Here is a 14,652-nt window from a genome sequence, read left to right on the forward strand (position 1 = left end):
ATTTAATGCTCAGATTTCGCTGTATAGCTTGGGTTATCTTTATTTAAATACCAATTACCAGCTGTTAAATAAGTAGCAAAAGCGCTCCAAAGCATATATGGAACTAGTAAAATGCCAGCAACTTTTTTTACATTGAAAAATTTTACAGTTGTTGTAATTACTGCGCCCAGTAATACAACACTCTCTATCAACGCACTAAAGCGTAATTTATATTTGAAGTATAATATCGACCATAGATAATTTAGGATTAATTGCGTGTAATAAGCACCTTTTAAATCCTTACTAGTAGATTTATTAGTCACTAATGCATAAGCTACGCCCATCGTTGTATAAAGTATTGGCCACACAATTGGAAAGACATAGCCGGGTGGTGAAAAAGGTGGTTTAACATTATTTTTATAATCTTTTCTCGCGTTTTTCACTGCAAATTTCCCTATAAATTTACCACCTGTAATTGGTGTTATAACTTTTATAATTGTTTTAATTATCTCGTTTACTTTCATAGTTGATCCCCTCTTTTTTTGTAAAAGTAACTAGCCTTTATTTTAGCCGTTACAGTTCGGCATTGGACATGTTATTTTTTCTAGCTAAATACTTTTTCAATCCATATACTTTCAAAACAATTGCACCTGTAATAACAATTGGCAAAATAAACTTCTTCATATTAAAGTATTCTCCTTTATTAGTTTTTTGGCTATTAATCTTGAATTTAAAAAGATTCATTACACTTTTATGCACTTTTGCTTGGGTATACTTATATACCCACCAAGGTAACGTCGGTTCATATTCTTGTAACGCTATGATACATGCGTCACTATTAGGTAATCTTCTAAACTCTAATCTCGCATTACCACCATCTGAATCTAAAGCGAAATCTCCACCAACAATTCGATATAAAATTCTCTCATTATTAGAAGCTTTAAAATCTTTACTTAATAATAGTAAGTCCTTATTTAAACACGGCACACTAATCGTAAAGTTATCTTCGTTAAAATCACTATTAACGACATTTAATGTAATTCTATTTAAAAAATTTGCATATGATTCTGCCAATTGAATCATATTTACATCTTTAGGTAAGACTACCCTTGATATTGCTCTAACATCTTTAATATCGCCCTTACGTGATGACTTCCCTTTCTTTTGTGTCTTAGTTTCTTCTTCCAAGGCATTACGCACACTTTCCTTATAATCAATCTTGCCTATAGAAATGTCTTTCACAATATTTTCATCATTTCTAATCATATCATGAATTAAGCTATCCATTAACGGATAAACCATTTCTTTTGGTACCCCAGAAATAAGTTTCACCCAATATTTACTTAGCCAAATGGGAATAATAGGCAAATCTACCGTAGGTAATCGTTTATCTAGTACCTCTGCAGTTTGCTTGAAAAGGTCTTTATAAGTCATATGACTAGGTCCACCAATATCTATCGATTCATTCTTATTCGGCTGTCGCTCTACAATTTTATATAAACCGTCAATCACGTCGTCTATTGCGACTGGCAATGTTGTATTATAAGCCCATTTTGGCAGTAACAGGCCAGGTAATCTATCTACTAATTTTTTTAATATAGGGTAAGAACTTCCTTTAGATCCTATAATCAAACCAGCTCTTAAAGTACTTACTGGTACACCATATGATCCTAAAATCTGTTCGCACTCTAAACGGCTTCTTAAATGTGGTGATAATTCACTTGTATTAGGTATCAAACCACTCATAAATACAATATGCTGAACTTTGTTATAACTTGCAGCTTTAGCAAAATTATCAGCTAATAATGCATCCATATCTTCAAAGCTCGCCTGCGTCAACTTAGCTGAAGGCATCATAGAATGGACAAGATATATAGCGATATCAATGTCCTCCATTACCTCAGTGATTTCATTTAAATCAAACAAGTCAGCTGCCTTCCAAGTAACATTGTGCTCATTTGATTTATTTTCTATATTTCTAGAAATAGCTATAATTTCATAGTTATCTTTTAATTTATTCATTAAGTGACTACCGATATATCCCGAAGCGCCTGTTAATAATATTTTTTTCATATATTTAGCCTCCAAATAGAAAAAGATGAGCAGGTAAACTTTACCTCAGCTCATCTTTTACGTAACGAGCTCACTTGCTCATTATCTTAATTGACAAGAGCTCCAAGTCTCTTACTTAATGTTGTACCCTTCTTAAAGCTTTTCAATCTTTATTAGTAATTATTGAGCAATCAATTTATCAAATCACAAAAATTTATCTAAAAAGTGGTGATTTTACTCGCTTTATCAATATTACTGGTAAAAACCCTTTTCCTGTATAAGCTGGAATTAGCATCATATTTCCTTTGGCATTATATAATCTCACTATATTTAATATATCTTGATATTCTTGAAAAGTATTTTCTCAATTTTAAAATCACGAAAAATTCAACTGCTGATCCTTTTGAACCAGGTGACTTATACTAAATTTCATCAACTATATCTTGATTATAGTAGAACATCGTGTATGTATAATTTCGAATTAGAAGATTCATGCGATTAAATAATATATTTTGCCAATACTCGATTTCATGATTTTTTTCAAATCAAAAAATGAATCAGTTTTCTAATATAGAGTAATTAAATGGGAGCTGATCATGTAAAGCATTCATGTATGCAAATTCAATTGTATGATACTATTATTTATAAACTAATTTACACACCAAAATATTAAAAATATAAATCCTAATAAACTCATATATTCAAGCTTTTGCCATAAAAAATATCACAAAAGTAACAACAGACTTCACCTTTTATATAATGATCCTTATTTTTTTCATCGCTTTTTTATAATAGTGCAAGTAAATAAAGCAAACAAGACCAGACAATAAGAATGCGAAGCTATATCGAAAAAGTAAACCTAATTGTCCAATTCCAATATGAAATAGCTCAAAAAATCTTCACTATAGTCAGTGAAATTTGCTACTTGAACATGTATAAAAACAACAAATATAACTGCCGAAAGCCATGGCTTTGAAAATTGAACTATCTCTTTAGGTTTAATCAATTTAATTAACCCTTCTAAGATTTTCCGGAAAATGTATAATAAATATTATTATTCATCATCTCTTCTTTAACTTTATTTATGATACGCTTCTGCGTATCGGTTAGTGATGCGGTTTTTAATTAACGTCTTTTTGTTATAAGTCTTAAAGAATATTAAATAAACAACATCATTTTCCTTAACTGAAACGAAAGAACGACAAGTTCCATACTATTACTTTGGAATTTGTCGTTCATTTATTTATTAGAAGCATATATTTTACAGACTTCTAAATTAATTGTTACAACAATTATTATTATCCTGCTGTTCTTTTTCATTCTTTTCTTTTTTTTCTTCAATTTCTACAGAACAACATGATTGATCCTGAGGTTTCATTTTATTTAATACATCTTTGATTCCCATTAACTCACCCCCTTTAAATACTGATGTTCACCATCAAACCTGTAGCAATGGCTACAATTAAAATTGCAATAATGAATGATATTACAAATTTTTTCTTGAATAGCTTAGATAGCAATACGACCTCTGGAATACTTGCGCCAGCACCACCAATTATTAATGCAACTACTGTTCCTAGCGACATACCTTTTGATACTAATGCTTCGGCTATAGGTAATATTGTTTCTGGTCTGATATACATAGGGATACCGATAACAGAAGCAATAAACACCGATATAAAACCATCACCACTTGCATACTTAGTTATAAATTCTTCAGGTATGAATCCATATATAAAGGCACCAATAAATACACCAATAAATAGATAAGGTAACATTGGGTATAAAAATGCCCACGCATCGTTTAATGCTTGTTTAAAACGAGATCCTGTTTTATTAGCAAAAAAGCCATCACCTTTAACATTGACCCCTTTATAACTTTCAGCTAAATTCATTTTTGAAAATACTAAACCTGTTAAAATACTGAAAATTGCTAGTACTACAAAATAAACAATAGCTACTTTCCACCCTAATAAAGCCCATAACATAAATATCATTAGTGGGTTCATTAACGGTGAAGCAATTAAAAAACTCATCGCTGGACCAAAAGGAACTTTGGAATTTAATAAACCTGCAAGTATTGGAATAGTTGAACAAGAACAAAATGGTGTAACAGCACCAAATATCATACCTAATATATAATTGACGGCTTTATTAGGTTTGCTCAAAAGCTTTTTAATTTTTTCTTCTGAAACAACTTGTTGAATCAGACTTACTATAAAACTCACTACTATAAATAGTAATAATAATTCAAAAAATAACATCAGAAATGTTTTTATGAATTCTATAATTGAATCTACCATTAGTATAACGCCTCCGAATTTATTTAATCAACTTTTTTTGATGTATTAATCAAAAAAAATTGATTAATTCTATGTTAAAAAGAAGATACTTAAAGTATCTTACAGCAAGTATCTTCATTTAAAACCACCTGTATTTGTTGCTCATTAATTTTATAATAATTCCATGTGCCATGCTTTTCAGCAATAAGAATATTTGCATCTACTAATTTTTTTAAATGATAGGAAAGTTTAGATTGTTTTAACGCTAATAATTCTTCTAGATCACAAACACATAAAGATTTTGAATCGCTTTGACGTATTGAATGTAGAATTTTAAGTCTGATTTTATCAGCTAGCGCATTAAACATCTGTTCATAAAAGTCTAATTGTTCTTCCTCAGTTCTATTAGGACTGGACTTAATAATTTCCATTAAATAATCACCTCTCTTATATACAGATATTTCTATTTTTGTTTGAGTTCTAGTATTGCTTGATTAAAATGAGTTTCTGTTATTTTACCATACATGTCAGGTTCTCCTTTAAAGAACTCCTTTTTCATATATGATATAGCTTCTTTTAAAGAAACTTCTCTTGATATCATAATTAGATTTAAGTAGCTAACAAAATAATCAACAGATAATCTACCTGCATGATTTATTCTCATAAAATCGAACTCCTTTATAAAATACTAAAATGATATATCAACTTTTTTTGATGTATTAAATATAAATTATTATTTCAACTTTTGCAAGATAATAAAACTAGTTATTTACGACGCATTCTAATCTAATACTAAAATTAGTCAAAAAACTACATAGACACAATGCTATATAGATGTTAATCTATGTAATGAATAGGAGGTATATTTATGTCTTATAAAGAATTATCAGCAATATTAAAAGTTTTATCAGATTCAAGCAGGTTAGAAATATTAGATTTACTTTCTTGTGGTGAGCTATGCGCTTGTGACTTATTAGAACACTTTCAATTCTCACAACCTACACTAAGTCATCATATGAAGTCATTAGTAGATAACGAATTAGTTACAACACGAAAAGACGGCAACAAACATTGGTATCAACTTAATCATGCTATTTTAGATGATATTATTCAAAACTTAAACATCATTAATACATCTAATCAAAGATGTGTATGTAAAAATGTGAAATCAGGTGACTGTTGATGACCATTTTAGCAATTATAATCTTCTTGTTAACTTTAATCTTTGTGATATGGCAACCAAAAGGTTTAGATATTGGTATTACAGCTTTAATTGGAGCTGTTGTTGCTATCATTACAGGAGTCGTAAGTTTTTCCGATGTATTAGAAGTAACCGGTATTGTTTGGAATGCAACTTTAACTTTTGTAGCTGTTATTCTTATTTCATTAATATTAGATGAAATTGGTTTTTTTGAATGGTCTGCAATACATATGGTCAAGGCTTCAAACGGTAATGGCTTAAAAATGTTTGTTTTTATTATGTTACTTGGGGCAATTGTAGCAGCATTTTTCGCAAATGATGGTGCAGCTTTAATCTTAACACCCATTGTATTAGCGATGGTTAGGAATCTAGGATTCAATAAAAAAGTGATTTTCCCCTTTATTATTGCCAGTGGTTTTATTGCTGATACAACATCATTGCCCTTAATTGTAAGTAATTTAGTAAATATCGTTTCTGCAGATTACTTCGATATTGGATTTATTGAATATTTTAGTCGAATGATTATTCCTAATATATTCTCTCTGATTGCTAGTATTCTCGTTTTATGGTTATATTTCAGAAAATCTATACCTAAAACGTTCGATACAGAAAATCTTTCAGATCCTAAAAATGCAATTAAAGACCCTAAACTATTTAAGATTTCATGGATTGTATTAGCAATACTGCTCGTGGGTTATCTTGTTAGTGAGTTTATACAAATACCTGTATCAATCATTGCTGGTATCATTGCTCTTATCTTTGTAATATTAGCTCGTAAATCTAAAGCAGTTCATACAAAACAAGTAATTAAAGGCGCACCATGGAATATTGTTGTATTCTCTATTGGTATGTACCTTGTTGTGTTTGGACTAAAAAATGTAGGTATTACAACTATTCTTGGGGATATCCTAACAAATATTTCAAGTTATGGGTTATTCAGCAGTATCATGGGTATGGGCTTTATAGCTGCTTTCTTATCTTCAATTATGAACAACATGCCAACTGTTTTAATAGATGCAATAGCGATTGGTCAATCTAGTGCTACAGGAATATTAAAAGAAGGTATGGTTTATGCGAATGTCATAGGTTCTGATTTAGGACCTAAAATTACGCCAATTGGTTCTTTAGCAACATTATTGTGGCTACATGTCTTAACACAAAAAGGTGTGAAGATTTCATGGGGAACATACTTTAAAACTGGAATTATCATTACTATTCCAGTCCTATTTGTAACACTCTTAGGTTTATACCTTACACTAATCATATTTTAAGAAAAGAGGCTTTAATTATGGATAAGAAAACAATTTATTTTATATGCACAGGAAACTCTTGTCGTAGCCAAATGGCTGAAGGTTGGGGAAGGGAAATATTGGGTGAAGATTGGAATGTCTATTCTGCAGGTATTGAAACGCATGGAGTAAATCCTAAAGCAATTGAAGCTATGAAAGAAGTGGATATTGATATCTCAAACCATACATCAGATTTGATTGATAGTGATATCTTAGAACAGTCAGATTTGGTCGTAACATTATGTAGTGATGCAGACGATAATTGCCCTATATTACCACCTAATGTTAAAAAAGAACACTGGGGCTTTGATGATCCAGCAGGAAAAGAATGGCCAGAATTTCAACGTGTTAGAGATGAAATTGGAAAAAGAATACAAGAATTCAAAGAAACGCTCGTTTAATGTGAGCGTTTCTTTATATTTAAGTCATACATTTTATTAATAATGATTTCATTTCTATATCTTTGATATAATAGTATGCCATTTTCCCATCCTTGTAAAAATTCAGCACGTCTCTTTTATACAGGGCTCTCAAATGATGTGATGTTGAAGCTATACTCAAACCTAATGTTATAGATAAGTCACAAACACATAATTCTTTCTCTTTAATTAGAGCTAATATAATTTTCAGCTTATTCTCATCACTTATCTTTAATAATGTATTGATAAGCCGTTGAGTTTTTTCTTCTTTTAAAAATCTTAAAGCATAATTCACTTTTTCCTCATGAACACAAATGACGTCACAAATTTTATTGTTACTCATATTAAGTCACACCTTAATTTATAATATAAATCCTAATATTGTTTGTATGGTTTCATTTTCAATAATAATAAATAAGCCCAATGCTATGTAAATAACAGCCATAATCCAACGACTGAACTTCTCAACAATTTCACCCACACCAGGAATTCTAGCTAGTTTTTGTGCTGTGAATACTAAAAAGAAAATTAAAACTAAAAATACAATTAAGGTAGTCAGTAATTCAACAATATCCAATGTTACAAAATAAGGGACAAATAAACCAATATTATCTGCACCACAACTTGCAATTGTCACTAAAGAAACAGTCCCAACTAATTTGGACAAACCTTTTTCGTTTAATTCTTTTTTTGCTCTTTTTTCGCCTTCACAATCATCATAAATAGCAACTTTTATACCTAAGTAGATGGGGATCAAACCTAATAAACCTAATATCCATTTCTCTGGAACATAATTTAACACAAAAGCTAAAAATAAACTGACTAATATGAGAATAATCGATCCTAAATATTGACCTATATAAATATCCCTATATTCTTTTCTAGTCTTTGCTCTAGCAAAAAATATTAATAAAATCACTAATAAATCTACCGCAGTTGCAATATAAAGTATTGCCGCAGTTACAATAGTCTGAACCATAGAGCACCTCATTCAAATATATATTTGAATGAATTGTATCATATATTGTATATCTTATGAATAATAAATATTAGAACCGAAAAGTGACATTTTAACTGATAGTAAGGGGCTGTGTATATACGAGTGATTTATAGATTCTTTGAGAATACGACTTAAAGCGATTTTAATTTGTCAGTTCATTGCATTTTGTTTTTTTAACAATTTCACTAATAAGAAGAACCTTATAAAAACCCTCCTCATATTTGTCTTACAGGCCACATTATTACATTAATGTTACAATGCCACATAATATTTATATGAAAATATAATTTTTTTACTCCTTTTTACATTCATACACGCAATTTAACTTTTGATTTTCTTAGTTTAGAGACTTATCACTATAGTCAAATTACAAAGTAAATGTTTGATATAATCATAATTAAACAAATAGCGCATATGCATTGACATGCCCCATGTTGAAAATCATTTTGATATACATTGATTTTAAGTGTAAATATAAAAAAATCGCCTGGAACAAAATATATGTTCCAGACGTTGCTATGATAAGTCTTATAATAGTTTCGCGAGTGGGAAAACGACAAATTGTAATGGCTCATCCACTTAGAAAGGTTGAATATAACTTTTTGTATCATTCATTCTACCTCTCAAGTAAGGATCTACTGATAAATGGATTCTACTTGAGGTTCTCGTGCTTCTATTGTTTCAACTCTAAATACATCGGTCTTGAAGGATATCTTGTGGTCGTTTTGCAAGTACAATTTATTGATTATTCCTCCAGATATTTAGTCGTAGCGTCTGATAATGACAAATCACCATTGATGATTTGGAATTCGTGACCTTGTAATGCTTCATCAGTTAATACAGAAACAAGCACTTCTGCTACATCTTCTCTTGTAATAGACGGATTTTGTACATTTTCAAATTGCGCACTCATATTGAATTGGTGCGTTTCAAGTTCGTTTGTTAAAGTGCCTGGATGTACGATGGTATATTTTAAATTTGCATGTCTTAAGTAGTCATCCGCATAATGTTTTGCAATGGTATATGGTTTCAAGTCGCCTGACGCATCAAACGCTTCTCGACGTGAGTCGTACGTTGATACCATAACAAAGTGTTGACGACCGACGTGTTCACTTGCTTTAATTGCTTTCACTGCACCGTCTAAATCTACTATAATTGTTTGATCGTCACCTGTGCTCCCACCAGAACCGACGGAAAAAAGGATTTGATCATACGGTTTAAATAATTCTATTAATTCATCAATAGATTGTTTTGCAACATCAATGTAAGTTGCATCGATACCATCTGCTTTTAAAGATTCAACTAGTTCTTCTTTTCTAACACCGGCAGTAAAATCAACATCTCGTGCTTTCATTTTACGTATAAGATGTTGACCGACGCCACCATTAGCACCGATAATTAATGATTTCATGTGTATCGCTCCTTTATGAAATTATTGATTAGCTAAGATTTTTAAAGCGTGTTCAGCAACAGCATGTCCTGATTGAGGATTTTGACCAGTCACAATGCGACCATCTACGACTGCGAAATTGCTCCAGTCATCCTCTTTTTTAAAATGTGCACCGTTACTAATAAATTCGTCTTCTAATAAATATGGCATGTATTCAGTTGTACCATTTGCTTGTTCTTCACTATTTGTAAAACCAGTCACGTCTTTATGACGAACGAGGTAATCGCCATTTTCTTTAATGTCGAGTAGACCAGCCGCACCATGACATACAGAAGAGAGAACGCCTTGGTTATTGTAAATACTTAACGCAATGTCGTTAAGTTCTTTGTTATTTCTAAAATCCCAAATCGCACCATGTCCACCTGCAAAGTAAATGGCTTGATAGTCGCTAGGATTAACCTCTTTTGGAGATAATGTTTGTCCAAATTTATTCATATAATCATGATCCGTGTAGTATTCCCAGTCCTCAGCTCCCATCATTTCAGGGCTAAGACTGATAGGATCAAGAGGCACATATCCACCGTTCGGACTTACGAAATCAACATCATAACCTGCGTCATAGAAATCTTTCGCAAAGTGCGTAACCTCTGAGAACCACGCACCCGTAGGTCTGTCTAAATTATCGTATTTCGCAATGTTTGTTACAACAATTAAAGCTTTTTTCATTGTCTTTCCTCCTCATTCATGTTTATATAGAGTACAATATCAGTTAAACCTTGGTTTAAGGGAAAGGATTTGCTTACATGGAACAATATTACATTGAATATGTCTCAGATTATTGCAATATACCTAAAAGCAAACTGCGTTATTACGAGAAAAAGAATATCTTGAAACACATCGACAGAGATAGCAATAACAAGCGTTTATACACAGACGACGATATCGAAATGATTAAATTTATCCAGTGCCTAAGCAATTTGAATATGCCATTAAAAGAAATCCGAAAAAACACAGATATGCTTTATCAAAACCAAATAGATGTCCCAAGCGTGTTACGCGCACACCTAAAATTCTTGAATGAACAACGGAATTTAATCAGTACACATATCGACTTAATTGAACAAGAATTACAAACTGCCATGACCGAGTGACGAGGGAAAAGGGGGTGTGTGAATTAAAAGAACGATAAGAAGAGTATGGAGGGCTAGTGAATGAATAAGCATAAAGAAATTGTAGATTTTAAAGGTGGAGTGCGTAGATAAAGGCGATAGGTGGATAGACAAAGCTGGAATGAATTTTTCTTCATCTACATAAGGGTTCTGTTGCAAAGTTGAATTTATAGTATAATTTTAACAAAAAGGAGTCTTCTGTATGTACTATTCAGATATAAACAATTCGATAAAGATGTTATAACTGTAGCCGTTGGCTACTACTTAAGATATGCATTAAGTTATCGTGATATATCTGAAATATTAAGGGAGCGTGGTGTTGATGTTCATCACTCAACCGTTTATCGTTGGGTTCAAGAATATGCACCTATTTTGTATCAAATTTGGAAGAAAAAGCATATTATAAGTGGCGTATTGATGAAACATATATCAAAATCAAAGGGCAATGGTGTTATTTGTATCGTGCCATTGATACAGAGGGTCATACATTAGATATTTGGTTACGTAAGAAACGGGATAGTCATTCAGCATATGCGTTTATTAAGCGCCTTATTAAACAATTTGGCACACCTCAAATGATAATTACAGATCAAGTACCTTCAACGAAGGTAGCCATGGCTAAAATAATGAAAGTGTTTAAGCTGATCCCTAATTGTCATTGCACATCTAAATATCTCAATAACCTCATTGAACAAGATCATCGTCATATTAAGCTGAGAAAGACAAGATATCAATGTCTCAATACAGCAAAAAATACACTCAAAGGCATTGAATGTATTTACGGATTATATAAAAAGAACCGTAGGTCTCTTCAGATCTACGGATTTTCACCATGCCACGAAATTAGTTACATGTTAGCCGGTTAAGCGAAGACTGACACAATAAAATGGTGATTAGCTATATTTTTCTAACTTTGCAACAGAACCTTCCACTTTATATAGCTCACGCCAAAACTAATAATCAAAAAACTGCCATCCACTGTCTCTGGACAGATACGATGGCAGCGATAATATGACTTTATTTAGGAAGCTTGGAAGCAAGGACGTCAATATTTTCAATCACTGGTGGCTCTACGAAAAGTTCAGGAGATTTCTCCGTCAATGCCGCAGCCACTTGACCAGAAAGGTGTGCTTGACGACCTGTGTCGTCCGGGAATGCGTCAAAGATGCCGAATGTCGTAGGTCCAAGTCGGATCGCAAACCATGCGATCGTTTCTGACTCCTCCTGAACCACAGGTAGGGCCCCACGTAGGAAGCTTTCAACTTCCGTTTCTTTTCCAGGTTTTGCTTCAAGTCGAACCAATAGCGCTACATTAACCATTTTTCTATCTCCTCCTCAAATTAGAAACTTCATCCATTAATATATCACATAACATTTTTTATTAGAATATATATATAGAGAGTCCTTTTAAAAAGAGCTCTCCTAATCGTTTCATAATCAAATTTTGTCTTAATAAGGAACGATTTTTCTAACTAGAATTTTAATTATAGACATAAATTTGCACTCTTTGTAATTCTAGGCTAGTTATTTTATGAATTAATCATGAAAATGTAGATTAGTATTCTTATAAAATAATTAACTCATAATCAGTATTTAAAACAAGCTGAACTCTATTTTTTCTTTGTTAGTGTTAACTGAACAAGCAAAGTATCAACTAATGAGATGATATAAAAAATACGATTATTATAAGAATCATTAGCATATTTTATGATTAAAAAGCATTTTGTTAAAGAAAGACCTTACTATTAACTATCTTATTTTTCATTCATTTTATTACTTTAAATAAACTGTAATTCATAAATTTCCTTATCTTTGTAGTTATTGAATTCATCTATATGCCCTTTTAAAAATATTTCTTGTTTTTTTCTACTCACATTATGATAATAGGATAACTTAATATTCATATTGGATTCGTAACCGTTATTTTTTATAGTATCGTCTAATTCATCAAATACTGTCTTATTTATAGGTAACATATAACCTTCTTTACTAGGTAACATATTAACATACTTTTTTTGAATAACTTTATCTTCATCTAATAAAACTTCAATGGTGATTTTTTTTGCTGCACCGCCTCCTAAATTATATAATTTCAAATAATCTTCATTTTCTTCCACATTGGAAGAGGTGTTTTTTAAATTTAATTTTTGGTCTTTATCTCTAATTAATAAAATCTGATTAAATCCTAATGCAGGAATAAAACTTATTTTCATTTGGTAAAGTTGAACTGATACTGATACAAAATAAAATAACGCCATAATAAATGTTCCAAGCGATCCTATCGCTGATATAATATTAATCATATTTAGCTCCTTTTCTTTTTTAGGAAATAGTAGTAGGAAATTAAACGTAGCATAAAACAATTTATATTCAACAATCTATGAATATAAATTTCATATTAACTATATAAAAACGAGCATTGGATACCAATTTTTTAGTATTGGATAAGAATTTCCCTTAGCACTTATAATTAGTCCAGCTCTCAACGTAGTTACTGGCACACCATATGCTCCTAAAATGTCTTTACACTCTAAGCGACTTCTTAAACATTGTGGTAATTCATTCGTATTTGGAATTAGGCCACTCATAAATATGATATGTTTAACTTTATTAAAACCTTGATGCTTTAGCAAAATTATCTGCTAATATTTCATCCATATCTTCAAAACTTGCTTGTGTTAACTTAGCTCAAGGTATGATCGAATGAACAAGATAGATAGCGATATCTACGTTTTTCATTACTTCTGTTATCTCATTTAAATCAAATAAATCTGAAGATTTCCATATAATATTTTGTTCATTAGACTTATTTTCTATATATGCTGAAGCACCTGTTAATAGAATTTTTTTTGTGAATTTAGCCTCCAATTTTAAAAATGAGCAGGCACATGCTTGCCTCAGCTCATCTTTTTCATAATAAGCTAAATTGCTCACTACAATTAAATTAATTTGATATAAGTGTGGCAAGCGTTATACGTCTCTTAATAAATAATACCCAATTTTATTGATAAATAAACTTAAATTTAAAATTAAATTGATGAGTATCAGAAGTACGATTTACATAAAAAGGTACGACAAGTTTATGAGCTTGTCGCACCTTTTTAATTACAATTAGTTACTAACAAACGACTCCAAAAGCCTTTTTAAGTTGTGTTTATTCACCCTTTTTTTCTTCCTAATGTTGATTAATATTTACAGCGTCTGTAGTATATGATACTTCTTACACATCCACGTTTTATCTATCATTAGTAGGTGTATCAAAGGAATAATTAAGCAGCCTCTCTTCCTCTAATTAATTTTTGAATCTTTTTTATTACTCTCTAACGCCAAAACTTGCTGATTCTTAAGCAATCTTTGATCTTTCCTGCAACTCTTTTCTATTCTGGCTCATATATGCGTTTTAAGAAACAAATGTAATTGAATAGGTTAAAAATTATATATTTTTAAAGTTTGCTTTAAACCAACTGTTAAAATGTATAATAAGGATATTGGATTACCACATGTAAATTTGTTTTTAGCACGACGTTTTTTAGGTGTGTAAGTGTGCCTTTAGATATAAAAATAAAAGTCAACCTAGAAAAAGTAGATTGACTTTTTCTTTTGATGCAGTATCGTCAATGTAAATCTAAAAATTCTGGCTATAAATCTACATCACTTTTCAAAAATGTAGTAGTGATATTCAATACTAATTAATTTTTATAACTACTAGGAAATATCTCAAGGCGTTTCTTTAAATTAAAAATACCCCACAAATAAATGTGGAGTATTAAAGTGAATCGTCTTTTGTAGGTTTTATTCCAGATTAGCATGATTTTGCTGCATTGTTTCTTCATCAACGTTTATCTCAGTCATTAAATCTAAAACAATACTA

General features: G+C 31.0%; 16 protein-coding genes and 5 pseudogenes. 5 read left to right on the forward strand and 16 right to left on the reverse strand.

The features are described 5' to 3' along the window. Positions 1-2 precede the first annotated feature (2 nt). The 6 genes from CD036_RS07475 to CD036_RS07500 form a co-directional block, all read right to left on the reverse strand. On the reverse strand, positions 3-503 hold the full coding sequence (locus CD036_RS07475) for a TspO/MBR family protein (protein ID WP_103388350.1): 501 nt from the start codon (positions 501-503) through the stop codon (positions 3-5). Positions 504-552: 49 nt separating this feature from the next. Beyond that, positions 553-2,052: an NAD-dependent epimerase/dehydratase family protein gene (locus CD036_RS07480; RefSeq protein ID WP_103388351.1), complete on the reverse strand. Its 1,500-nt coding sequence runs from the start codon at positions 2,050-2,052 to the stop codon at positions 553-555. Positions 2,053-3,307: 1,255 nt separating this feature from the next. Further along, positions 3,308-3,436, reverse strand: coding sequence for a hypothetical protein (locus tag CD036_RS13305; protein WP_002447564.1), 129 nt, complete (start codon positions 3,434-3,436; stop codon positions 3,308-3,310). A gap of 13 nt (positions 3,437-3,449) precedes the next feature. After that, positions 3,450-4,334: a permease gene (locus tag CD036_RS07490; RefSeq protein WP_103388352.1), complete on the reverse strand. Its 885-nt coding sequence runs from the start codon at positions 4,332-4,334 to the stop codon at positions 3,450-3,452. An 89-nt stretch (positions 4,335-4,423) separates the two neighbouring features. Next, entirely contained in the window at positions 4,424-4,744 is a 321-nt protein-coding gene (locus tag CD036_RS07495) for an ArsR/SmtB family transcription factor (RefSeq protein WP_040030671.1), read from the reverse strand. A gap of 32 nt (positions 4,745-4,776) precedes the next feature. Next, positions 4,777-4,977: a hypothetical protein gene (locus CD036_RS07500; protein WP_103388353.1), complete on the reverse strand. Its 201-nt coding sequence runs from the start codon at positions 4,975-4,977 to the stop codon at positions 4,777-4,779. A gap of 204 nt (positions 4,978-5,181) precedes the next feature. On the opposite strand from CD036_RS07500, the gene arsR reads away from it, so the two are divergent. Genes arsR through arsC form a run of 3 tightly spaced genes read left to right on the forward strand, consistent with a single transcriptional unit; the run spans position 5,182 to position 7,204 of the window. Continuing rightward, positions 5,182-5,496 carry an As(III)-sensing metalloregulatory transcriptional repressor ArsR gene (gene arsR / locus CD036_RS07505; protein ID WP_040030669.1) on the forward strand — a complete coding sequence of 105 codons (315 nt, stop codon included), beginning with the start codon at positions 5,182-5,184 and terminating at the stop codon, positions 5,494-5,496. Further along, positions 5,493-6,785, forward strand: coding sequence for an arsenite efflux transporter membrane subunit ArsB (arsB, locus tag CD036_RS07510; protein WP_172606406.1), 1,293 nt, complete (start codon positions 5,493-5,495; stop codon positions 6,783-6,785). The genes arsR and arsB overlap by 4 nt, the downstream gene beginning before the upstream one ends. Positions 6,786-6,802: 17 nt before the next feature. Beyond that, positions 6,803-7,204, forward strand: a complete 402-nt coding sequence (arsC, locus tag CD036_RS07515) for an arsenate reductase (thioredoxin) (RefSeq protein WP_044291550.1) — start codon at positions 6,803-6,805, stop codon at positions 7,202-7,204. Positions 7,205-7,223: 19 nt separating this feature from the next. Here arsC and CD036_RS07520 read toward each other — a convergent pair whose 3' ends face one another. The 5 genes and pseudogenes from CD036_RS07520 to CD036_RS07540 form a co-directional block, all read right to left on the reverse strand. After that, a complete protein-coding gene (locus CD036_RS07520) occupies positions 7,224-7,565 on the reverse strand; it encodes an ArsR/SmtB family transcription factor (RefSeq protein WP_025907459.1) in 342 nt (113 codons plus the stop codon). An 18-nt stretch (positions 7,566-7,583) separates the two neighbouring features. Beyond that, complete coding sequence (locus tag CD036_RS07525; protein ID WP_011274431.1) at positions 7,584-8,201, reverse strand: CadD family cadmium resistance transporter; 618 nt, start codon at positions 8,199-8,201, stop codon at positions 7,584-7,586. Positions 8,202-8,804: 603 nt separating this feature from the next. Continuing rightward, positions 8,805-8,960 (reverse strand): annotated as a pseudogene (locus CD036_RS13375) (NADP-dependent oxidoreductase); the annotation flags it as partial. Between the two features lie 7 nt (positions 8,961-8,967). Then, the gene (locus tag CD036_RS07535) at positions 8,968-9,633 is read right to left on the reverse strand and encodes an SDR family oxidoreductase (protein ID WP_103388355.1); all 666 of its coding nucleotides are present in this window, start codon (positions 9,631-9,633) and stop codon (positions 8,968-8,970) included. Positions 9,634-9,654: 21 nt separating this feature from the next. Beyond that, the gene (locus CD036_RS07540) at positions 9,655-10,338 is read right to left on the reverse strand and encodes a type 1 glutamine amidotransferase domain-containing protein (protein ID WP_002510638.1); all 684 of its coding nucleotides are present in this window, start codon (positions 10,336-10,338) and stop codon (positions 9,655-9,657) included. Positions 10,339-10,415: 77 nt separating this feature from the next. On the opposite strand from CD036_RS07540, the gene CD036_RS07545 reads away from it, so the two are divergent. Beyond that, entirely contained in the window at positions 10,416-10,763 is a 348-nt protein-coding gene (locus CD036_RS07545; protein ID WP_002510637.1) for a MerR family transcriptional regulator, read from the forward strand. 216 nt (positions 10,764-10,979) lie between these two features. Next, positions 10,980-11,647, forward strand: a pseudogene (locus CD036_RS07550) (IS6 family transposase). Between the two features lie 151 nt (positions 11,648-11,798). Here CD036_RS07550 and CD036_RS07555 read toward each other — a convergent pair. The 5 genes and pseudogenes from CD036_RS07555 to CD036_RS13380 all read right to left on the reverse strand — a co-directional run. Next, positions 11,799-12,101, reverse strand: a complete 303-nt coding sequence (locus CD036_RS07555; protein ID WP_103388356.1) for a putative quinol monooxygenase — start codon at positions 12,099-12,101, stop codon at positions 11,799-11,801. Positions 12,102-12,559: 458 nt separating this feature from the next. Beyond that, entirely contained in the window at positions 12,560-13,084 is a 525-nt protein-coding gene (locus CD036_RS07560) for a hypothetical protein (RefSeq protein ID WP_103388357.1), read from the reverse strand. Positions 13,085-13,213: 129 nt separating this feature from the next. After that, positions 13,214-13,649 (reverse strand): annotated as a pseudogene (locus CD036_RS07565) (Rossmann-fold NAD(P)-binding domain-containing protein); the annotation flags it as partial. Between the two features lie 370 nt (positions 13,650-14,019). Next, a pseudogene (locus tag CD036_RS13400) lies at positions 14,020-14,135 on the reverse strand (DUF536 domain-containing protein); the annotation flags it as partial. A gap of 438 nt (positions 14,136-14,573) precedes the next feature. Continuing rightward, positions 14,574-14,652, reverse strand: a pseudogene (locus tag CD036_RS13380) (6-phospho-3-hexuloisomerase); the annotation flags it as partial.

It is taken from the genome of Staphylococcus arlettae, from assembly GCF_002902345.1.
In the GTDB taxonomy this organism is placed as follows: domain Bacteria; phylum Bacillota; class Bacilli; order Staphylococcales; family Staphylococcaceae; genus Staphylococcus; species Staphylococcus arlettae.

Coding starts and splice junctions, on each gene's coding strand:
- CD036_RS07490 (WP_103388352.1), bottom strand. CDS start 4,334: ATGGTAGATTCAATTATAGAATTCATAAAAACATTTCTGATGTTATTT.
- CD036_RS07540 (WP_002510638.1), bottom strand. CDS start 10,338: ATGAAAAAAGCTTTAATTGTTGTAACAAACATTGCGAAATACGATAAT.
- arsR (WP_040030669.1), top strand. CDS start 5,182: ATGTCTTATAAAGAATTATCAGCAATATTAAAAGTTTTATCAGATTCA.
- CD036_RS07525 (WP_011274431.1), bottom strand. CDS start 8,201: ATGGTTCAGACTATTGTAACTGCGGCAATACTTTATATTGCAACTGCG.
- arsC (WP_044291550.1), top strand. CDS start 6,803: ATGGATAAGAAAACAATTTATTTTATATGCACAGGAAACTCTTGTCGT.
- CD036_RS07495 (WP_040030671.1), bottom strand. CDS start 4,744: ATGGAAATTATTAAGTCCAGTCCTAATAGAACTGAGGAAGAACAATTA.
- CD036_RS07560 (WP_103388357.1), bottom strand. CDS start 13,084: ATGATTAATATTATATCAGCGATAGGATCGCTTGGAACATTTATTATG.
- CD036_RS07555 (WP_103388356.1), bottom strand. CDS start 12,101: ATGGTTAATGTAGCGCTATTGGTTCGACTTGAAGCAAAACCTGGAAAA.
- CD036_RS07480 (WP_103388351.1), bottom strand. CDS start 2,052: ATGAAAAAAATATTATTAACAGGCGCTTCGGGATATATCGGTAGTCAC.
- CD036_RS07535 (WP_103388355.1), bottom strand. CDS start 9,633: ATGAAATCATTAATTATCGGTGCTAATGGTGGCGTCGGTCAACATCTT.
- CD036_RS07520 (WP_025907459.1), bottom strand. CDS start 7,565: ATGAGTAACAATAAAATTTGTGACGTCATTTGTGTTCATGAGGAAAAA.
- CD036_RS07500 (WP_103388353.1), bottom strand. CDS start 4,977: ATGAGAATAAATCATGCAGGTAGATTATCTGTTGATTATTTTGTTAGC.
- CD036_RS13305 (WP_002447564.1), bottom strand. CDS start 3,436: ATGGGAATCAAAGATGTATTAAATAAAATGAAACCTCAGGATCAATCA.
- CD036_RS07545 (WP_002510637.1), top strand. CDS start 10,416: ATGGAACAATATTACATTGAATATGTCTCAGATTATTGCAATATACCT.
- CD036_RS07475 (WP_103388350.1), bottom strand. CDS start 503: ATGAAAGTAAACGAGATAATTAAAACAATTATAAAAGTTATAACACCA.